The following is a 22,048-nucleotide window of genomic DNA, read 5'->3' as shown; positions in this document are numbered from 1 at the left end:
GGAAACCGCATTCCCCGCATGTTCTGCTCCGTGGCCGAGTCCGTACGCGCCCCGGGTTCCCCAGCGGATGCCGCATCGACGCAGCATCCGGAACCGCCCCTTCGTCAGTGATGCCCAAGGAGGAAACGTGGATACCCCACGCTCTGTACGAACTCTGAGGCGCCGCACCCGCAGCGCACTCGCCGCCACCGCGATCGCCGCGGTGATCGGCACCGCACTGTCGGCCGCACCGGCCGCCGCATCCCTCGCCCCCGCCGACGACGGGGCATGGCGCTTCGACTTCGGCACCGCCACCAGCCCGGTCGCCGCCGGATACCAGCAGGTCACCACGACCTCGCTCTACACGGCCGAGGCCGGCTGGGGCATCACCGTGCCCCAGGGCGTCACGCTCTTCGACCGCAACCGCACCGGAAACCGCACACCGGCCGACCCTCTCGCCGAGGACTTCGTCGCCGGTGTCGACTGGGGCTTCCTGCTCGACGCCGTCCCTGCGGGCCAATACGACGTCACCGTCTCGATCGGCGACGCACTCGTCACGGCGTCCAGCACGAACGCCACCGTCACCCTCGAGGGCGTGGCGCAGACGCGCATGACCACGTCCAAGGGCGCGACGACGACGCAGACCTTCCGCACGACGGTCGAAGACGGCCAGTTGACCGTCGGCTTCACCGGCAGCGGGCTTGGTGCGTACATCAACGGCCTCGTCGTGACGCCGGTGGTCCCGGCTGTGCCCTCAGGCCTCGCCGTCGACCGGGTCTCCTGGAACGGCGTCGACCTCAGCTGGGACGCCGCCGACGGCGCCGCCACCTACCGCGTGCTGCGCGCTGTGGTGTCAGGCGACGAGATTGGCGAATACGCACAGGTGGCAGCGGTCGATACGTCCTCCTACTCCGACTCCGCGGTGACGCCGGGCACCGAGTACGCGTACACCGTCGAGGCCGTGAACTCCTACGACCTCGCATCCGACAGGGCGACCGCTGTGCGCAGCGGCGTCATCCCCGAGCTCACCGCCCCTGACGCACCCACCGGTGTCGCCGTCGCCCAGGTGACGAACCAGGCCGTCTCGCTGACGTGGCAGGCGACCCCGAACGCCGAGGAGTACCTCATCGAACGCGCCGGCGCCGACGGGGTCTTCGAGAACGTCGCGAGCGTGCAGACGGCGGGATTCACCGACCAGGTCGACACCGCCGTCGTCTGGCGCTACCGCGTCACGGCGAAGAACGCTGCGGGGATCTCCGCGACGTCCGCCGTCGCCACGTCGACCGTCTACACCGCACCGACGCCCCTGCCCGCCGGTGACACCGTGACCTTCGACTTCGGCCCCGGCGCGCTCGCCGCCGGCGCCATCGCCGTCACCAGCCAGACCGCGTTCTCCGAGGAGTGGGGCTACGGCTTCTCCACCGCTCCGACGAGCGCCGACCCCGACGTCGACCGCGGCGGGGCCGACCCGGTGCGCGGCGACTACGTCGCAGCCCAGGGCGGCACCTTCGAGGTGCAGCTGGGCGCGGGCGACTACACGGTCACCCTCATCGCGGGCGACCGCACGGCGGCCAGCGAGATCGCCGTCACCGCCGAGGGCATCGCCAAGGTGCAGACCACCGCGAAGGCAGCGGGCGAGTACCTCGAGATGGCCTTCCCGATCGCCCTCGTCGACGGACGTCTGAGCTTCGTCGTCACGGGCTCCGCCGCCGCCCTCGATGCGATCACGATCACGAGGCAGCCGGTGCGCGCAGCCGGCGCCCTGCCGACCGTGTACATCGCCGGCGACTCGACCGTGCAGACCTACGATGCCTCCGCGTACGCCCCGCAGGCGGGTTGGGGGCAGATGATCGACCGGTTCTTCGCCGACGACGTCGCCTTCAGCAACCACGCGATCGGCGGACGCTCCTCGAAGAACTTCATCACCCAGGGCCGCCTCGACGACATCCTGCGCGGCATCCGCCCCGGCGACTACCTGTTCGTGCAGTTCGGCCACAACGACGCCACGCAGGGCGTCGACGACCGTTATGCGTCGCCGGCCGACTACAAGGAGTACCTGCGCACCTACGTGAACGGCGCGCGCCAGCGCGGCGCCACCCCCGTGCTCGTCACGCCGGTGTCCCGTCGCAGCTTCGATGCCACGACCGGCCTTGCGAACGTGAGCTTCCCCGAGTACGTCGCGAAGATGAAGGAGCTCGCGGCCGAGGAGAGCGTGGAGCTCGTCGATCTCTCCGCATCCAGCCGCGCCTATCTGAACGAGATCGGCGCTGAGGCGGCGAAGTCGGTGTTCCTCTGGGTCGATCCAGGCATCTTCGCCAACCGTCCAGCCGGCACGCAGGACGACACGCACTTCCAGGAGTACGGCGCCATCCAGATGGCCAGGCTGATCGCGCAGGACTACGCGCAGATCGACGACCCCCTCGCAGCGAAGGTCACCGACATCGAGCCGCCGGCCGAGGTCCCCCCGGCCCCCGCGGCGCTCGTCGCCGGATCGATCTCGAACGCTGGTGCCGTGCTGCAGTGGCAGGCCTCGCAGACCGCCGACATCTACCGCATCGAGCGTCAGGCCACGGCCGATCCCGAGCAGACCTGGGCGCTGGTAGCCACCACCACCCAGACGAGCTCCATCGTGCAGGGCCTCGCCGAGGGCACCGGCTACCGCTACCGCGTCTTCGCGGTCAATGGCCGAGGCACGTCGGCCCCCTCGAACGTGGTGAGCTTCACGACGAAGCAGGCGACGTGGAAGTTCGATTTCCAGCTCGCCGGCAACCCCGTGATGGCCGGGTACACCGAGGTGAACCCGGATGACGCGTACTCCGCCGCGACCGGGTTCGGATTCGAGACGGCGCTCGCGGCGAACGCGGGCCGCGACCGCGGCTCGGCTGGCGGTGCCACCGATCTCGAGCGCGACTTCGTGCTCCCCGGCGACAGCTCGACGTTCCTGCTCGACGTTCCTGACGGCACGTACTCCGTGAAGACCTACTCGGGAGACTGGGTCGGTTCGACGAAGACGAGCTTCGACATCGAGGGCAAGTCCTTCGGCACCGCAAGTGCAGGCAAGGGCGCCGTCAACGCCTCGGTGCGCGGGCCGGTGCTCGTCACCGACGGCCAACTGACGATCCGCGCCTACGGCGCCGCAGCCGGCACCCGCCTCAACGGCATCGAGGTCACCCCGATCCTGCTGGGCCCTGCGGGCCTTGAGGTCACGGACGTCGACGCCGATCCGTCGGCCCCGACCGTGAGCCTGGAGTGGACGGCGGAGAGCGGGTTCACGTGGAACGTGTATCGCGCTTCGGAGTTCGACGAGAAGGCGGTCAAGGTCGGCGAGAGCGCGACGGCATCGTTCACAGATACCACCGCGAGGGTCGGACTCGACTACAGCTACTACGTCACCGCGGTCGACCAGACCGGGCTGGAGTCGGTGCCATCGGCATCCGTCGATGTCCCGCTCACCGACTCGACCGTGACACGGCCATCGGCCCCCACCGGACTCGCGGTCGACCGCCTCGACAAGCGCGAGGTCGAGATCTCCTGGTCGCAGCCGAGCACGGCGCTGTACGCTCTCGTGTTCCGCTCCGAGAAGGCGGGCGAGCAGGGCGACCTGGTCGGCTTCGCCGGCGGCAACCGCTTCATCGACACCGGCGTTCTCACCACGATCCCCTACCGCTACACCGTGGTGGCAGTGAATGCGGGTGGCGCAAGCGAGCCCTCCGAGCAGTTGACGACGGATGCCGCGACGGTGCTGCAACGCCAGGCCGAATACCTCGACCGTGCGCCGGTCGCGGTCGAGACCGACGACGGCATCCTGGTGAGCTGGCGGATGCTGGGCACCGACCCCGATGCGATCGCCTTCCACGTGTACCGCGACGGCACGCGCATCACCCAGCAACCGATCACCGACTCGACGAACTACCTCGATGAGTCGGCAGATAAGGATTCGACGTACTTCATCACCAGCGTGCTCGGCGACATCGAGATCACCGTCACCGAGGAGTTCTCCGTGCAGAACGGCGACTACCTCTCTGTGCCGCTGGATCGGCCGGCCGATGCGTACACGAAGGATGGCCAACCGTACTCCTACCGAGCGAACGACACCAGCATCGGCGACGTCGACGGTGACGGGCAGTACGAACTCATCGTGAAGTGGGACCCCTCCAATTCGAAGGACAACTCCCAGTCCGGGTACACCGGCAACGTGTACATCGACGCCTACCGTCTCGACGGCACGCGCCTGTGGCGCATCGACCTCGGAGCGAACATCCGCGCCGGTGCCCACTACACGCAGTTCCAGGTCTTCGACTACGACGGAGACGGCCGGGCCGAAGTGGTGATGAAGACGGCCGACGGCACGATCGACGGCACGGGCCAGGTCATCGGCAACGCCAGCGCCGACTACCGCAACAGCACCGGCTACGTGCTCACCGGCCCCGAGTACCTGACGGCGTTCGAAGGGGCGACCGGCCGGGCGATCGACACGGTCGACTACGTCCCTGCGCGCGGCGACGTCAGCGCGTGGGGCGACGCCTACGGCAACCGGGTCGACCGGTTCGGCGCCATGACCGCCTACCTCGACGGCGAACACCCATCCGTGATCTTCCAGCGCGGGTACTACACCCGCACGGTGGCCGCGGCCTGGGACTTCGACGGCGAGAAGCTCGTCCAGCGCTGGGTCTTCGACACGGATGCCGCCGGCAACGAGGCCTACGCGAGCAACGGCAACCACAACGTGTCGGTGGCCGATGTCGACGGCGATCAGAAGGACGAGCTGATCTTCGGATCGATGGTGCTCGACGATGACGGCACCGGTCTGTACACGACGGGTCTCGGCCACGGCGACGCCCAGGCGCTCAGCGACCTGGATCCCTCTCGCGACGGCTACGAGATCTTCGCCGTGCACGAGGACATGACGCACTCGGGAAATCTCGGGGCGACGTTCCGCGACGCCGAGACGGGCGAGGTGCTCTGGTCGATCCCGGCGACGAAGGACACCGGCCGAGGCACCTCGGGTGACATCGACCCCCGCTACGAGGGCGCCGAGGGCTGGGCCGTCGGCGGCGACGCCGCGTGGGACTCCCCGGTCGGTCAGCTGAAGTCCGCGAAGGGCGAGCTCATCGGCGAGAGCATCCCTGCGGCGAACTTCCTCGCCTGGTTCGACGGCGACGCGCTGCGCGAGATCGTCGACCACGACTGGAACGCCGAGACGTCAACCGGCGTGCCGACGATTTCGAAGTGGAACTGGGAGGCAGGGCAGAGCGACCTGATCCTGACGGCCGACGGCGCCCAGTCGAACAACGGCACCAAGGGCACGCCGAACCTGCAGGCCGATCTCTTCGGAGACTGGCGCGAGGAGATCGCTTGGCGCTCGGACGACTCCAGCGAGCTGAGGGTCTACTCGACGAGCGACGAGACGTCGATCCGGCTGCGCACCCTGATGCACGACCCGGTCTACCGGCTGTCGGCCGCCTGGCAGAACACCGGCTACAACCAGCCGCCGCAGACGAGCTTCTTCCTCGGCGACGGATTCACGCAGCCCGACGCTCCCCGGATCGCCGTCACCGGCGACTCCACGGGAGCGCAGGATACGACACCTCCTGCGCTGTCTGGGCTGCCTGCCGACGGCACGCTGCTCTCGAGCGGGGCTGACTACACGGTGGAGGTCGCCGCCAGCGACCCAGAATCGGGGGTGCGCACTCTCGACGTGACCTTCGACGGCGAGCCGGTAGCGGCAGGGCAGGTCATTGACCTCTCTGGGCTGGTCGGCCCGCACACCCTCACGGTGAACGCGGTAAACCATGACGGATTGGTCACTCGCGCCGAAAGGCAGGTGCTCGTGTTCGATGACGAGGGTGCGACGACGGCTCCAGGCCGCGGCACCCTGTCGACGGATGCCGGTTGGGGAGACGGTCTCCACGACGGCGCGTACACGGTGTCGATGAACCTCTGGCACGGGGTCAACGGCGCGGTGTTCCGGCTGTACGAGAACGGGGTGCTGGTCTCGACGAAGCTGCTCGACGCGAACTCGCCGCAGGCGCAGGTCACCACGGTTGCGCTGACCGACAGGGTGAACGGCACCTACGTGTACACGGGTGAGCTGGTCAACGCCGCAGGCGTGACCGCAACGGGTTCGGTCACGGTGACGGTGACGGATGCCGCTCCCGCGGTTCCTGTGCTGAGTCACGACAACTGGGACAGCGACGGCGCCTACACGCTCACAACGAACCTGTGGTGGGGGACGAACGCCACCTCGTACACCCTGTACGAGAACGGCGTCGCCATCGACACCCAGACGCTTGTGGCTGCCTCGCCCAACGCGCAGCAGGCGAAGACGAGCGTCTCTGGTCGCGCTCCCGGCACGTACACCTACGTCGCCGAGTTCGCGAATGGCTCAGGGGCGACGCAGTCGGGTGCAGTGACCGTGACCGTCAGATAGCGGGAGACGGCGTTGGCCGGGTCTGCGAGGCTCGGCCAACGCCGGTTTCGGCAAAACTGCCGTGCCGTCGGTATGCCCAGAATCCGTCTGCATGCCGGATTCTCCGATCTGAGCCGACAGACGGAATCTGAACCGACGGACGGGACGGCGGTCAACCTCGAGCCGACAGTTACAACCCAACAGTCAAAAAAACCGAACTGATCGACGGCCCGACCACTTACACTGACGAGAACAGCAGGGGGAAGAAGTGAGGCATTTGTGATGGGTGAAACACAGGCCGCGCGGACATCAAAGTTCGCGCGAATGGTCACGATGGCGTCGGCGATCGCCTTGGGCGCAGCGGGTATGGTTCTCACGGCCACTCCGGCGTCCGCAGTGACAGTGGCGTCGATCAGCGACATCACCACGACACTCACCGGCTGCACGGGGACGACAGCATCCCCCACTGTGATCACACTCACGGGCAACATCACCGCCACGACCACAGTTGTCAGCGTCCCCTGCGTGGTCGAACTCGATCTCGCGGGCTACACCCTGCAGGTGCGCAGTGTGTCGATCTCTGCAGGGCAGCAGCTGACGATCGATGACTCTGGCAGCGGCGGCATCCTCCGAGCCGTCTCGTCGGCTGCCCAGGTACCTGCGATCCAAACCACGGACGCCACCCTCATCGTCAACGGCGGGGAGGTGATTGCGACCACCACTGGGGCCGTGGCGGCCGCCATCGGCGGGGCAGACGCAGCGGGAGGCACCGTGATCATCAACGACGGTAAGGTCACAGCCACCGCCACCGGGAATAGCGCGGCAGGCATCGGCGGTGCACGCGCGGACGGTGGAACCGTGATCATCAACGGCGGAGAGGTGACCGCGAGAGGCGGCATCTCAGCGGCCGGCATCGGCGGCGGTGGTTCCGGCTCGGGCGGCAGCGTCACGATCAACGGCGGAACGGTCACCGCGAACGGCGGCGGCGGCATTGGCGGCGCAGGCATCGGCGGCGGCGGCATAATAGGCGGGTCGGGCGGTGACATCACCATCACGGGTGGCACGGTAACGGCGACCGGCGGTGGAACCGCCCTGGGAGGCGCGGGAATCGGTGGCGGCGTCAACGGTACGGGTGGCACCATCACGATCACCGGCGGAGAGGTGACCGCGACGGCCGGCGGAACCGCGACAACCGCCCAGGGTGGTGCCGGTATCGGCGGCGGCGCGAATAACACCCTCCCGGGTGTTGGTACAAACGACCAGGGTAATGGCGGCACCGTCACGATCTCAGGCGGCACCGTTGTCGCGACGGGCAAAGCCGGCGGTGCCGGCATCGGCGGAGGTCGGCGCGGCGACGGAGGAACAGTCACGATCAACGGGGGCACCGTCACGGCAGTCGGCTCCTCTGGGACGAATGGCAACGCTGCAGGCATCGGTGGCGGCGGCGGCGCCGGCAACTCTGTCGCCGGTCGGGAGGATATGACCTCAGGCGGCAGCGTGTACATCGGCGAAGGCGCCGATGTGACTGCCACCGGCGGTTACACGGCGATCGGCAGCGGCGAACCGCTTGCCAACAACTCCTCCCCCGAATCCATCGAATTCGGTTCTCTCGAGGTGCGCGGAACTTTGTACATCCCTTCCGGCTACCTGCGCATTCAGGACTCGAACACCACAGGCGCCGAGGTCGTGATCGGTGAAACAGGGAAGATCCTCGGGACCACCGCCGATCCGACCACCGGCGCCACCATTGCCGGGACGAGTTTCGGCGGCGCTGGGCAGATCGACAACAGCGGCGTCATCGCGCTGATCGATCCGCTCGTGACCGCGGACGGCGTCACCGTCTTCGGCCACCACTACGAGGTGTCGTTCGACACGCACGGAGGCACACCGACGGCGGGTTCTGTGGTGATCTTCGCTCCGTCATTCGACACCGGATACCGCGATTACCCCTATACGAGCGATCCGACCAGAGGCACCGACCTCTTCAAGGGCTGGAACTCCGAAGCCGACGGCAGCGGCAGCACGCTGAGCGGCACGAGCACCCTGCCCGGTCTCAGCACCGACGGCGCGGCGGTTGCGGTCACCTACCACGCGCTGTGGGCCACGGATCCTGAGATCATCTCCGGTCTGCCGAACGACGAGATCACGATCAGCACGACGACCGGTGGCACCTTCACCCCCACTGTCGTCGACTCCGACGGCGATCCGTACCCGACGGACCCGTCGACGTGGACCATCACCGACGCGGGCGGCGCGGTCACCGCGACGATCGACCCCGTCACCGGCGAGGTCACCGTCTCTTCCACTCAGGCGGGAACCTACACGCTCACGCTCTCCGTCCCCACCGCGACCGGACTGATCACCCGAGACATCACCGTCATCGTCGAACTCACCCCGTTCGTCACCGGCCCCACGGCCGACTTCACCGGCGTGCTGAGCGTCGGCGAGACCCTGACAGCGTCTTACGGCACCACCGACCCGCTGCCCGACAGCGTCGAATACATCTGGTTCGCCGATGGCGTGCAGATCGGCGTCGGCCTGCACTACGTACTCACCTCCGCCGAAGTCGGAAAATGGATCAGCGTCCAAGCCATCGTGACCCGCGCTGGCTACGAAACAGCCACGGACACATCCATCGAACGAGGACCAGTCCTCGCACCCGAGACCGAAGTGCCGAGCACCCCGCCCCCGGACACCGGCACCGACTCCGGCACCGACACCGATTCCGACTCCGGCACCGACTCCGGCACCGATCCCGACACCGCATCCGGCGCGCTCCCGGCCACCGGCGCCGACGCCGCATCCGCCGCTCTCACGGCCGGTGGCGCGGCGCTGATCGCGGCGCTCGGCGTCGTGCTGATCCTGCACACCAGGGCTCGCCGCGCCCTCGCCTCCCGAATCTGACACCGGGTCGCGCCGACAGCGACGGGAATTCGTTTTCCGACTTGCGCAACCGCGCCGTCGGGCCTACTCTTGAAACGATTCATATCCGACTGCGGAGGACGTCGACGATGACAACCACCACCCGAGTGTGCTTCCGGTTGCAGGTGCGCCCCGAGCTTCTCGACGAATACCTCGCCCGCCACAGTCCGGTATGGCCCGAGATGCTCGCCGAGATCGCAGCGTCAGGGCGCCGGAACTACTCGCTGTTCCTCGGTGAAGGCGGCACGCTGATCGGCTATTACGAGACCGATGACGACCAGGCCGCCCAGGCCTACCTCGCCGCCTCCGAGGTCGCCACGCGCTGGGAGTCCGAGATGAGTCGCTTCTTCGTCGGCCTCGATGGGCGCCCCGATCAGGCGGCGACCGTGCTGACCGAAGTCTTCAACCTCGCGGAGCAGCTCTCCGCATCCGCCACCACCACAGAAAGCGAGTGACGATGTCCGTCCTCACCCCCGAGATCCAGGCGGCGCTCGCGCAGCAGGCGATCGAACTGCCCAGCTGGGCGTTCGGCAACTCCGGCACGCGTTTCAAGGTCTTCAGCACGCCAGGCACCCCGCGCGACCCCTACGAGAAGATCGCGGATGCCGCGCAGGTGCACAAGTACACCGCTCTCGCCCCCTCGGTCGCACTGCACATCCCCTGGGACCTCGTCGACTCCTTCGACGACCTACGCAAGCATGCCGAGGACCTCGGCGTGCGTCTCGGCACCATCAACTCGAACACCTTCCAGGACGACGACTACAAGTTCGGCGCCCTCACGCACGAGGACGCTCGGATCCGCCGTAAGGCGATCGACCACCACCTCGCCTGCATCGACGTGATGAACGCCACGGGCTCGCGCGACCTGAAGATCTGGCTCGCCGAAGGCTCGAACTACCCGGGCCAGGCCGACCTGCGCGGACGCCAGGACCGCCTGCACGAATCCCTGCAGGAGATCTACGCGCACCTCGGCGACGACCAGCGCCTGGTGCTGGAGTACAAGTTCTTCGAGCCGGCTTTCTACCACACCGATGTTCCCGACTGGGGAACCTCCTACGCCCAGGTCGCCGCCCTCGGCGACAAGGCCTCCGTCTGCCTCGACACCGGCCACCACGCACCGGGCACGAACATCGAGTTCATCGTCATGCAGCTGCTGCGGCTCGGCAAGCTCGGCTCCTTCGACTTCAACTCGCGCTTCTACGCCGACGACGACCTCATCGTCGGCGCCGCCGATCCGTTCCAGCTGTTCCGCATCATCTTCGAGGTCGTCCGCGGCGGCGGGCTGAACAGCCCGGACGTGGCGTTCATGCTCGACCAGTGCCACAACGTCGAGGACAAGATCCCCGGGCAGATCCGCAGCGTCCTGAACGTGCAGGAGATGACCGCACGGGCGCTGCTCGTCGACCGCGACGCCCTCACGAGCGCGCAGCGCTCGGGCGACGTGCTCGAGGCGAACCGCATCTTCATGGACGCGTTCTACACCGACGTCCGCCCTGCCCTCGCCGAGTGGCGCGAGAGCCGGGGGCTGCCGGCCGACCCGATGAGAGCCTTCGCCGAGTCGGGCTACCTCGCCCGGATCGCGGCCGATCGCGTCGGCGGCGTCCAGGCGGGCTGGGGAGCGTGAGCACCTGCCCGATTCGGAAAGTCTCGGCATGACACAAAAGGGAGCGGATGCTGTGACCAGCCCGTATCCGGCGGCGGACGGCCTCGTCCGGGTCTACCCCGCTGCCGATCCCGACGGCACGGCCCTCGTCTGGGCGCACGGCGGCGCCTTCGCCTTCGGCGACCTCGACATGCCCGAATCCGACTGGGTCGCCCGCGAGCTCGCCGCCCGCGGCGTCACGGTGGTCTCGGTCGACTACCGGCTCGCCCCGGTGCCGCCCGGTTTCTCGCCCGACCGACAGCCGCGCGGCGGCGTGCACTTCCCGGCCGCATCCGACGACCTGGTGGCCGCCTACCGCTGGACCAGAGAGCATGCGGACGAGCTCCGCATCCGCCCCGACGCCCTCGCGATCGGGGGCACGAGCGCCGGAGGCAACCTCGCCGCCGGAGCGGCGCTGCGCCTGATCGGCGCCGGCACTGGCGACGGCCCCGCGCTCGTGGTGCTCGCCTACCCGACCCTGCTCGCCGTGCAGCCGGCTCCCGATGCGGCGCTGCGCGCGGCCCTAGACGCGGAACCCGACGCCGACCGCTTCGGCCCCGCATTCGTGCTGTCGATGTACGAGAACTACCTCGGCAGCCCTGTGGACGCGGCGCCGATCGCCGCGATCCCTGGGCGTGCGACGGCATCCGATCTCGCCGCGTTCCCGCCCACCCTCATGGTCAACAGCGACGTCGACGAACTGCGCGTCTCGGGCGAGCACTTCGCCGCGACCCTCGCCGCCGCCGGCCGCGAGATCGAGCTCGTCACCGAACCCGGCACGCAGCACGGGCACCTCAACCGCCCGGACGAGGCTGCGGCCACCGCGACCATCGAGCGCATCGCCGCTCGCCTGAAATCCCTCATCGCCTGAAAAGGAACCGTCATGACGAACCCCACCGCCGCCGCCCTCATCGAGCGGTCGAACCGCCTTGGTGCCGATCCCAAGAACACCAACTACGCCGGCGGCAACACCTCAGCCAAAGGCACCGAGACCGACCCGGTGACCGGTCACCCGGTCGAGCTGCTGTGGGTCAAAGGCTCGGGTGGCGACCTCGGCACACTGAAGGAAGAAGGCCTCGCAGTGCTGCGTCTGGACCGCATGCGCGCGCTCGTCGACATCTATCCTGGCCTTGACCGCGAGGACGAGATGGTGGCGGCGTTCGACTACTGCCTGCACGGCAAGGGCGGGGCAGCTCCCTCGATCGACACGGCCATGCACGGCCTCGTCGACGCCGCGCACGTCGACCACCTGCACCCCGACTCCGGCATCGCGATCGCGACCTCCGCCGACGGCGAGGAGCTCACCAGGAAGATCTTCGGTGACAAGGTCGTCTGGGTGCCCTGGCGTCGCCCCGGCTTCCAGCTCGGACTCGACATCGCCGCGATCAAGGCCCAGAACCCGCAAGCGATCGGCACGATCCTCGGCGGCCACGGCATCACCGCCTGGGGCGACACCAGCGAGGAGGCCGAGGCGAACTCGCTGTGGATCATCGACACCGCAGCCGCGTACATCGCCGAGCACGGAAAAGCCCAGCCCTTCGGCGGCGTCCGCCCTGGTTTCGAGGCGCTCCCCGAGCCTGAGCGGCGTCAGCGCGCCGCAGCGCTGGCGCCGACGATCCGCGGCATCGCCTCCCACGACAAGCCGCAGGTCGGCCACTTCACCGACGCTGACGTCGTGCTCGACTTCCTCGCCTCCGAGAAGGCACCGGCTCTCGCGGCGCTCGGCACCAGCTGCCCCGACCACTTCCTGCGCACCAAGGTCAAGCCGCTGATCCTCGACCTGCCGGCCACGGCATCCCTCGACGAGCAGATCGCGCGCCTGCACGAGCTGCACGCCGAGTACCGCGCCGACTACCAGGCCTACTACGACGCGCATGCGACCGCGGATTCCCCGGCGATCCGCGGCGCGGACCCGCTGATCGTGCTCGTCCCCGGCGTCGGCATGTTCTCGTACGGAGCCAACAAGCAGACCGCCCGCGTCGCTGGCGAGTTCTACGTCAATGCCATCAACGTCATGCGCGGAGCGGAGGCACTGTCGACGTACTCCCCCATCTCCGACGCCGAGAAGTTCCGCATCGAGTACTGGGCGCTGGAGGAGGCGAAACTGCAGCGGATGCCGAAACCGAAGTCGCACCAGGGCCGCATCGCCTTCGTCACTGGTGCTGCCAGCGGCATCGGCAAGGCCATCGCGACCCGCCTCGCCGCCGAGGGCGCCTGCGTCGTCGTCGCCGATCTCGATCTCGAGAAGGCGCAGGCCGCAGCCGCTGAACTGGGGAACACGGATGTGGCGATCGGCGTCGCCGCGAACGTCGCCGATGCGGATGCCGTGCAGGCCGCCATCGACGAGGCGCTGCTCGCCTTCGGCGGCGTCGACCTCGTCGTCAACAACGCGGGGCTCTCACTGTCGAAGCCCCTGCTGGAGACCACGGAGAAGGACTGGGACCTGCAGCACGACGTGATGGCCAAGGGCTCCTTCCTCGTCTCGAAGGCCGCAGCCCGTGTGCTGATCGACCAGAAGCTCGGCGGCGACATCATCTACATCTCGTCGAAGAACTCCGTGTTCGCCGGCCCCAACAACATCGCCTACTCGGCGACCAAGGCCGACCAGGCGCACCAGGTCAGGCTCCTCGCCGTCGAGCTCGGCGAGCACGGTGTGCGCGTCAACGGCATCAACCCGGACGGCGTCGTGCGCGGCTCCGGCATCTTCGCATCGGGGTGGGGCGCGAACCGCGCCGCGACCTACGGCGTCGCTGAAGAGGACCTCGGCCAGTTCTACGCGAATCGCACGATCCTCAAGCGCGAAGTCGTGCCCGAGAACGTCGCCGATGCCGTGTACGTGCTCACCGGCCCCGAGCTCAGCCGCACCACGGGTCTGCACATCCCCGTCGACTCCGGCGTCGCCGCGGCGTTCCTGCGATGACCACTCGCGCCGTCGCCGCGGTCGATCTCGGCGCGACCAGCGGTCGGGTCATGATCGGGCGGATCGGCGACGGCCTGCTCGACCTCGAGCTCGTCTCGCGGTTCCCGAACGGCCCCGTCCAGCGCGAGGATGGACTGCACTGGGACTTCAGCGCGCTCTACGAGCACGTCGTCGCAGGACTCGCCGAGGCCGTGCGCCGGGAACCCGGCATCGAGAGCATCGGCATCGACAGCTGGGCCGTCGACTACGGACTGCTGCGCGACGGGATGCTGCTCGCAGAACCGTTCCACTACCGGGACGCTCGTAACGACCGCGGGGTCAGCGAGGTGCACGATATCGTGCCGTTCGCGGAGCTCTACCGGCGCAACGGCCTGCAGTTCCTTCCGTTCAACACGCTGTACCAGTACCGCGTCGACGGCAGGACCGCGGATGCCGACACGGCGCTGCTCATCCCCGACCTCATCGCCTTCCTGCTCACGGGCACCGCGGTCGCAGAGCGCACGAACGCCTCGACCACCGGTCTGCTCGCCGTGGACACGGGCGAATGGGACGAGGAGCTCGCCGAGCGTCTTGGCATCCCGACGGGCATCCTTCCTCCGCTCGTCGATCCAGGCACCGTGGTCGGCACGCTGCGCCCCGAGCTCGCCCGCCGCATCGGCGCACAGCTGAAGGTAGTCGCCGTCGGCTCGCACGACACCGCCTCGGCCGTGGTCGCCACGCCCCTGTCCACGAAGGACTCCGCCTACATCTCCTGCGGCACCTGGGGACTCGTCGGCATCGAGCTCCGCGAGCCCCTCCTCACCGACGCCGCTCGCGAGGCGAACTTCACGCACGAGCTCGGCGTCGACGGGCGCTGGCGCTTCCTGCACAACGTCACCGGTCTCTGGCTCCTCAGCGAGACGGTGCGGGCATGGGAGACGGAGGACGGAGCCCCGATCGATCTGCCGTCGCTGCTGGATGCTGCGGCGTCCGTGCCGGGCGAGGCCCCGCTCTTCGATGCGAACGACCCCTCGCTCAGCGCGCCCGGCGACATGCCCGCGCGCATCGCCGCACTGCTCGGAGCAGGTGCCCCGCTCGATCGGCTCTCCTTCGCGCGCAGCATCGTGGAGTCGATCGCCGCGGCCTTCGCGAATGCCATCGAGACGGCATCCGTGCTCTCGGATCGCAGGGTCGACAGCATCCACCTCGTCGGCGGCGGCTCCCTCAACCGGCTGCTCTGCCAGGCGACGGCCGATCGCGCGGAGCTCCCGGTGCTCGCGGGCCCTGTGGAGGCCACCGCTCTCGGCAACGTGCTCGTGCAGGCCCGCGCCCTCGGCGCCGCCCCCTCCGCCCTCGAAGACCTGCGTGCGCTCGTCGCCCGCACCCACGAACCGGTCCGCTTCGACCCCCGCACCTGAGGCGCGGCAGGCGACCGACAGCACGGCCTGTCGGCTGCACGACGAGTCATCCGCTCTTGTTCTTGAATCGGTAAGCGCTTTCCCGTACTCTGGAGGGACACGATCCCCGGAAGAGATCCCCATGACCCACGACGTACTGCTGGTCGGAACCCGCGGCTTCGGTGCCGTGCACCTGCGCAATCTCGCAAGGCTCGCCGACCGTGCCCGCCTCATCGCCGTCGCCGACCCGGCAGGAGGCCCCGCTGCGGGCTTCGGATCCGACGTCCCGGCATTCCCCAGCCTCGATGCCGCGCTCGAGGCCGGCATCCGCCCCGACGTCACGGTGATCGCGACGCCGACCGGCACGCACTTCCCGCTGGCGATGCGCGCGCTCGAGGCCGGCAGCGACGTGTATCTCGAGAAGCCGCCGGTCGCGACGATGGAGCAGTTCAACCAGCTCCTCGCCGCGCAGGAGCGCACCGGCCGCGCCGTGCAGATCGGGTTCCAGAGCTTCGGCTCGCACGCGCTCGGCGAGATCGCCGCTCTCGGCACTCCGACGTCGGTTGCGACATGGGCGACCTGGACGAGGGATGCCGCATACTGGTCGCGCTCCGCCTGGGCGGGCCGCCGGTCCATCGACGGCGTGCCGATCGTCGACGGCGTCGTGACGAACCCGCTGGCCCATGCCGTCGCGACCGCGCTCCGCATCGCCGGCGCACGCCGGCGCGAGGACGTGCAGCGCATCGACCTCGACCTGTACCGCGCCAACGACATCGAGGCCGATGACACCTCCTCCGTGCGGATCACGCTGCGCGACGGCCGCCGCGTCACCGCCGCACTCACGCTCGCGAGCCCCGTGCAGACGGCTCCCCTGATCGAGGTCCGCACGGCATCGGGCGACGTCGTCTTCGCCTACACCGAAGACGAGCTGACGTACTCCGACGGCCGAAGGGAGCGCACCGGCCGCACCGATCTGTTCGAAGAACTGCTCGATCACAGGGAGCACGGCACGCCGCTCTCCTCGCCGCTCGTCGAGACGGGCGCCTTCATGACGGTGCTCGAGGCCGTGCGCACAGCGCCCGCACCGTACGCGATCCCCGCGTCGGAGCTGACCGTCCTCACCGATCGAGAGGCGCCGCTCACCACGGTCGACGGCATCGACGACTGGATCGAGCGCGCCGCACGCAGCGGGGCACTGTTCAGCGAGCTCGGCGCTCCCTTCGCGCGCGCCGCGATCGCCGGCAGACGCACGGCGCAGGCGACCCGCTGACGCCCCGGCGCCGCGGGCACGAGAGCGCGCTCAGGCGTACGGGCGCGTGGTGGGACGCCGCATCCCCTCGTACTCGACCGACGGCCAGCGCTCGTCCATCGTGAGCACCTCCCACCCATCGGCGGTGCGCAGCATCGTGTCCTCGACCTTGACGCCGGGCGCGGTCGGGTTCCACGCGAACGCCTGGTTCTCGACGAGGAGATCGCCGGTGGATGCAGTGGCGCGGGGGTCGCGTCCGGCGTAGCCGGTCGGCCCGCCCTGGTGGTGCCGCTGCCACTCCTCCTCGTCGAAGCCGGCCCTCCGGTATGCGGCGCACCCCGCGGCGAACACGTCATCGAGCCGGGCACCGGGAGTCGAGGCGTCCAGGAACGCCCGCTCGACCTCGAGGATCGGCTCCTCGTCCGCTGAGGCGCCGATCCAGCGCGTGACATTCGCGATCAGTCCGTCCCGTCGCCCGCAGACGACCACCATGGCCCGCTCGCCGAGCCGCAAAGAGGTGGGCAGCGGATGCCGGAATGCGATCCGCTCGTGGCCTGCGACCAGCACGACGAGGGCGTCGATGCCCCGGGCGACGAGTCCCACCGACACGACGGATGCCACGTCGCGTTCGCTGAGGTCGGGATGCGCGCCGCCGAGCGCGTCGGTGAGCACCTGCGCGGTCTCCCGGGAGAGCGTGCGGTATCGATCCGTCTCCGCCGGAAGCATCCGCGCTCGTGCGGCGCGCAGGGCCGCGCTGACGTCGGCCTCGGGGATCGCCGGCTGCGCGCCAGCGGCTGCGGAGGGAGGGATCCACCATGGCACCCTGACGATGCGCTCGGCGTCGGCCGGAAGCAGCTCCTCGGCGATGAGCCGATCCGCCTCGTTGTCGGCGATGTAGAGCGTGTCGCCGTCGGCATCCGCCCGTACCGCGAGCACCGGCGGGCCTGCGAGCGAGACGTGCGTGCGCACCCCTTCGAGGTACCACGCGATCGATTCGTGCGAGGTGAGAAGCAGCGGGCCGCCGACCGTTTCGCGTACTCGGGCGATCCGATGCTGCTTCTCGATACGATCCTGGTACGACCCGACCACCGGAACTCCGTTCATAAAACGTTTTCTCGTAGTATGACGGCAGCGCACGCAATGCGGTAGATGGGAATCAGATGGCACGCTCCACTCGCCCCGGCATCACCGATGTCGCCCGGCTCGCCGGCGTCTCGCTGTCGACGGTGTCGCGCGCGATGAACGACAACCCGACGGTCGATCCCCAACTGGCCGCACGCGTCAAGACGGCGGCCGCCGAGCTCGGCTACACCGCGAACCCCGTGGCGCGCAGCCTCGTGCTCGGTCAGACGCAGACGGTGTCGGTCATGGTCCCCGATCTCGCCAACCCGACCTTCCAGACGATCCTGCACGGGCTCAGCCGCGCCGCCGCCCCCGACGGCTATCACGTTCTCATCTCGGACACCGCGGAGCAGGTCGACGACGAAGTCGCGCTGGCTGCGACCACCCGCCGGCGCACCGACGGCGTGATCCTCTGCGCTCCGCGCCTGCCCCAGAGCGAGCTGACCGCGCTGCTCCCGTCCGTCGCGCCGGCGGTCGTGATCAACCGTCCGCAGCAGATCGATGCGCCGACGGTCGCCGCCGACTACGAAGCCGGCACCGCCGACCTCATCGCGCACCTGCACGGGCTGGGGCACCGGCGCATCGCCTTCCTCTCGGGAGCCGTCGCCAGCGCTTCCGGCGAGGCGCGCAGGCGCGCCATCGCCGAGGCCTCGAGAAGCGGCGACGCGGAGTTCGTCGAGATCACGGCTGGCGTCGACTTCGACAGCGGCGCCGCATCGATCGACGCCGTCGTCGCGAGCGGCTCGACCGCGGTGCTCGCCTTCAACGACCTGGTCGCGATGGGCCTGCTGTCGGCGGCGACGACCCGCGGCATCCGAGTGCCCGACGACCTCTCGATCGCCGGCTTCGACGACATCCCCTTCGCCGCGTACACCACGCCCCCGCTCACCACCGCCGCCGTCCCCGCAGAGGAGCTCGGACGCCGCGCCTGGACGGCGATGCACGCGCTGCTCACCGGTGCGCAGGCGCCGGCATCCGTCGTCCTCACCCCCGAGGTGATCCTCCGCTCGAGCACCGGCCCCGCGCCGCGCTGAGCCCGCCTCTTCGGACTCAGGTTGCGATTCGTGCCGCCTGCGCGCCCGCGAAGCGGCACGAATCGCGACCGGAACGAAAAGCGGATGCCGTGACGAGGCGCGCCCATTCAGGACCCGCTTGCGGGCGCATCCTGAATTGCCTGTTGTCGGCATCCGCCTCGCATGCTAACCTCGGGAAACCGGTTACTTGAGGAAGCGCTTTCCCGCGATTTTCTCGATCCGACTCGATGGCGAGCACAGGAAGGCGCACCGACAGTGAGCGTTGACGCGACGGCAGAACGGGCTTCCGTCGGCGATCGGGAGCGCCCGTGGTGGCAGAGCATCTGGCGTCACCGCGCGCTGTACCTGATGGCGATCCCTGGTATCGCGTACTTCATCATCTTCAAGTACGTGCCGATGGGCGGGCTGATCATCGCCTTCCAGGACTACTCTCCGTTCCGCGGCATCGGCGCAAGCCCCTGGGTGGGCTTCGACCACTTCATCCGGTTCTTCAGCGAGCCCACGTTCGCGATGCTGCTGGTCAACACCGTGTCCGTGTCGCTGCTGCTGCTAGTCTTCTCGTTCCCGATGCCGATCATCCTCGCACTGCTGCTGAACGAGCTGCGCTCGAAGCTCTTCCAGCGCAGCATCCAGACGATCATCTACCTGCCGCACTTCATGTCATGGGTCATCGTCGTCTCGCTGTTCTACGTGCTGCTGACCACCGACGGCGGCAGCATCAACGCGCTGCTGCAATCCTGGGGATGGGATGCTGTGCCCTTCCTCACCGATCCGAATTGGCTGCGGCCGCTGTACACGGTGCAGGAGATCTGGAAGACAGCAGGCTGGGGCACGATCATCTATCTCGCGGCGATGACCGGGGTCGACATGGAGCTCTACGAGGCGGCCGAGCTCGACGGCGCCGGCCGCTGGCTGCAGACCTGGCACATCACGCTCCCCGCGATCCGCCCGACCATCATCGTGATGTTCATCCTCGCGATCGGCGACTTCCTCGAACTCGGGTTCGAGCACATGTTCCTGATGCTGAACTCGCTGAACCGCGATCTCGGCGAGATCTTCGACACCTACGTCTACACCGCCGGCATCCAGAACGGACAACTCAGCTACGCCACCGCGGTCGGCCTGTTCAAGGGGCTCGTAGGGCTCATCCTCGTCATCGCGGCCAACCGGCTCGCCAAGAAGTTCGGCGAGGAGGGCGTGTACTGATGTTCTCGTACGAGGCTTTCATGCGTCTGAACCTGTTTCTGCGAGCCGTCTACCGTGTCGCCTACCTCAATCTGCTCTGGATCGCGACGACCGCGCTGGGGCTGGTCGTGTTCGGCATCGGGCCGGCCTCGTACGCGGTGGCCGCGTACATCGACGGCTGGTTCCGCCGTGGCGAGACGCCGCCGGTCACCGCCGCCTTCATCGGTCACCTCCGCACCCGCTACTGGCATGCGGCTGCGATGGGATGGATACTGCTCGCCGCGACCGCGATCATCGTGACCAACATCTTCACCGGGTCCAGCTGGCTGCTGCAGTTCGCCAACGTCATAGCGCTCGTCGTGATCAGCATCATCGCGTCGTACGTGTTCGCCGTGATGGCGGCCACCGACATCCGCAGCATCCCGCGCCAGATCGTCGCCGCCCTGCTGATCGGAATCGGGTCGTTGCACTGGACGATCGTCGCCGCAGCCGCGGTCGTCGGCATCGCCTGGCTGCTCGCCACCTGCGCGCTCCCGGTCCTCGTGATGTTCGGCGTCGGCATCCCCGCCGCCGCCGTCGGCTTCATCACGCGCATCGTCTTCGGTCAGCTGGACGACGCTCAGACTTCACCCCCGACGCCGCGCGAAACCTCGCCGGCTCATCCGCACCTTGCGAGAGGAACATCACAATGAGGAATCAGTCCAGACTCGGAATCGCCGTCGCTTCCGTCGTCGCCGCGGCGCTCGCGCTCACGGCGTGCGGCTCGTCGGGCGATCCTGACGACGACGGCGGCACCGCCGAGACCAAGCCCGCCGAGAGCGTCACGTGGATGGCGATGCTGCACACGCCCACCACCCCTGAGGCCGACGGCCCGATCCAGACGGCTCTCGAGGAGTACACGGGGACGAAGCTCGACTTCCAGTGGGTGCCCGACGCATCGAAGGACGAGAAGATCAACGCGGCGCTGGCCTCGGACTCGCTCGCAGACATCACGTCCATCACCAACACGTCGAACACCTCGGTGCGCCAGGCGCTCAAATCCGGACAGTTCTGGGATGTCGAGGAGTACCTGAAGGACTACCCGAACCTGTCGAAGATCGACGAGAAGACGATCGCGTCCGCCCGTGTCGACGGCCACCTGTACGGCGTTCCCATCCAGAAGCCGATCGCCCGCTACGGCGTGCTGGTGCGACAGGACTGGCTCGACAACCTCGGCCTCGAAGTGCCGCACACGATCGAGGAGCTCGGCGAGGTGGCCGTGGCCTTCACCACCGAGGACCCGGACGGCAACGGCCAGGACGACACCACCGGGTTCATCGACCGGCTGGAGAGCTTCAAGCTCGGGTTCAAGACGCTCGCCGGCTATTTCGGCGCCGGCAACAACTGGGAGATCACGGATGACGACGAGGTCGTCCCCACTTTCCAGACCGACGAGTTCAAGGAGGCCATGGAGTGGTACCGCGGCCTGTACGAGCAGGGAGCGGTGAACAGCGAGTTCGTGACGATGCAGAAGCAGAACCAGCTGGATGCGATCGCCCAGGGCAAGGGCGGCATCGTCGTGACGGGTCTGTTCGAAGCGAAGAACTACATGAACCTCGCTCTGAGCGCCGACCCGAACACTCCGATGAAGTGGGCGCTCATCAACGACATCACCTTCGACAACGTGCCGCGGCGCATCCTCTCCGACACCAATGGCGGCTTCGGCGGCTGGCTGGCGATGTCGACCACGCAGGTGAAAGACGAGGCCGAGCTGAAGTCGATCCTCGCGTTCATCGACAAGCTCCTCGACGAGGAGGCGTTCGCACTGATGTCGAACGGCATCGAAGGCGAGCACTACACGATCGACGACGGCGTCGTCACGATCATCGACCAGGCCAAGTGGGAGCAGGAGGTGCAGCCGTACAACTCGTCCCGCCCGTCCGACGTCGTCACGACGTTCAAGAGCTCGGCTCCATACGTCAACGAGGGCAGCGAGAAGATCGCCGAGAACGCCGAGTTCGCCGTCATCGACCCGACACTGCCGCTATCGTCCGCGACGTTCGATCAGAGCTGGTCGACGATCCAGCAGGCGGCCAACGACGCCTACAACAAGTACATGGTCGGCCAACTCGACATGGACGGCTACGAGGACGCGATCGACGCGCTCAGCAGCCAGGGGCTCGACAAGATCATCGAAGAGTTCACCGCCGCGTACGCAAAGAGCAAGTGAC

The 22,048-nt window shown here is 68.4% G+C and carries 13 protein-coding genes; 12 read left to right on the top strand and 1 reads right to left on the bottom strand.

Going from position 1 to position 22,048, the window contains the following annotated elements:
* Positions 1-127 precede the first annotated feature (127 nt).
* From QM568_RS11990 to QM568_RS11955, 8 genes are all read left to right on the top strand, one after another.
* On the top strand, positions 128-6,409 hold the full coding sequence (locus tag QM568_RS11990) for a fibronectin type III domain-containing protein (protein ID WP_415139111.1): 6,282 nt from the start codon (positions 128-130) through the stop codon (positions 6,407-6,409).
* Between the two features lie 261 nt (positions 6,410-6,670).
* Entirely contained in the window at positions 6,671-9,292 is a 2,622-nt protein-coding gene (locus QM568_RS11985; RefSeq protein ID WP_415139109.1) for an LPXTG cell wall anchor domain-containing protein, read from the top strand.
* A 107-nt stretch (positions 9,293-9,399) separates the two neighbouring features.
* Complete coding sequence (locus tag QM568_RS11980; RefSeq protein WP_415139107.1) at positions 9,400-9,765, top strand: L-rhamnose mutarotase; 366 nt, start codon at positions 9,400-9,402, stop codon at positions 9,763-9,765.
* A gap of 2 nt (positions 9,766-9,767) precedes the next feature.
* Entirely contained in the window at positions 9,768-10,934 is a 1,167-nt protein-coding gene (gene rhaI, locus QM568_RS11975) for an L-rhamnose isomerase (protein ID WP_415139135.1), read from the top strand.
* A gap of 28 nt (positions 10,935-10,962) precedes the next feature.
* A complete protein-coding gene (locus QM568_RS11970; protein ID WP_415139105.1) occupies positions 10,963-11,823 on the top strand; it encodes an alpha/beta hydrolase in 861 nt (286 codons plus the stop codon).
* Between the two features lie 12 nt (positions 11,824-11,835).
* Positions 11,836-13,872: a bifunctional aldolase/short-chain dehydrogenase gene (locus QM568_RS11965; RefSeq protein ID WP_415139103.1), complete on the top strand. Its 2,037-nt coding sequence runs from the start codon at positions 11,836-11,838 to the stop codon at positions 13,870-13,872.
* The gene (locus tag QM568_RS11960) at positions 13,869-15,269 is read left to right on the top strand and encodes a rhamnulokinase (RefSeq protein ID WP_415139101.1); all 1,401 of its coding nucleotides are present in this window, start codon (positions 13,869-13,871) and stop codon (positions 15,267-15,269) included. The genes QM568_RS11965 and QM568_RS11960 overlap by 4 nt, the downstream gene beginning before the upstream one ends.
* 121 nt (positions 15,270-15,390) lie before the next feature.
* Positions 15,391-16,518 carry a Gfo/Idh/MocA family protein gene (locus QM568_RS11955; RefSeq protein WP_415139099.1) on the top strand — a complete coding sequence of 376 codons (1,128 nt, stop codon included), beginning with the start codon at positions 15,391-15,393 and terminating at the stop codon, positions 16,516-16,518.
* Between the two features lie 30 nt (positions 16,519-16,548).
* Here the strand turns inward: QM568_RS11955 and QM568_RS11950 are convergent, their stop codons facing one another.
* On the bottom strand, positions 16,549-17,601 hold the full coding sequence (locus QM568_RS11950; protein WP_415139097.1) for a M24 family metallopeptidase: 1,053 nt from the start codon (positions 17,599-17,601) through the stop codon (positions 16,549-16,551).
* Positions 17,602-17,657: 56 nt separating this feature from the next.
* Here QM568_RS11950 and QM568_RS11945 point away from each other — a divergent pair, with 56 nt between their 5' ends.
* The 4 genes from QM568_RS11945 to QM568_RS11930 all read left to right on the top strand — a co-directional run bounded on the left by QM568_RS11945 (position 17,658) and on the right by QM568_RS11930 (position 22,047).
* Positions 17,658-18,653: a LacI family DNA-binding transcriptional regulator gene (locus tag QM568_RS11945; protein ID WP_415139095.1), complete on the top strand. Its 996-nt coding sequence runs from the start codon at positions 17,658-17,660 to the stop codon at positions 18,651-18,653.
* Positions 18,654-18,908: 255 nt separating this feature from the next.
* Positions 18,909-19,859, top strand: coding sequence for an ABC transporter permease (locus QM568_RS11940; protein WP_415139093.1), 951 nt, complete (start codon positions 18,909-18,911; stop codon positions 19,857-19,859).
* A gap of 20 nt (positions 19,860-19,879) precedes the next feature.
* Positions 19,880-20,530 (top strand): YesL family protein, encoded by a 651-nt coding sequence (locus tag QM568_RS11935; RefSeq protein WP_415139091.1) that lies wholly within the window; start codon positions 19,880-19,882, stop codon positions 20,528-20,530.
* Complete coding sequence (locus QM568_RS11930; protein WP_415139089.1) at positions 20,527-22,047, top strand: extracellular solute-binding protein; 1,521 nt, start codon at positions 20,527-20,529, stop codon at positions 22,045-22,047. Before QM568_RS11935 ends, QM568_RS11930 begins: the two co-directional genes overlap by 4 nt.
* The last annotated feature ends 1 nt before the right edge of the window (position 22,048 follow it).

The organism is Microbacterium sp. (assembly GCF_047607465.1).
Classification (GTDB): domain Bacteria; phylum Actinomycetota; class Actinomycetes; order Actinomycetales; family Microbacteriaceae; genus Microbacterium.
Note: the sequence above shows the minus strand (reverse complement) of the source record. Positions and strands in the feature narration are given on the sequence as shown.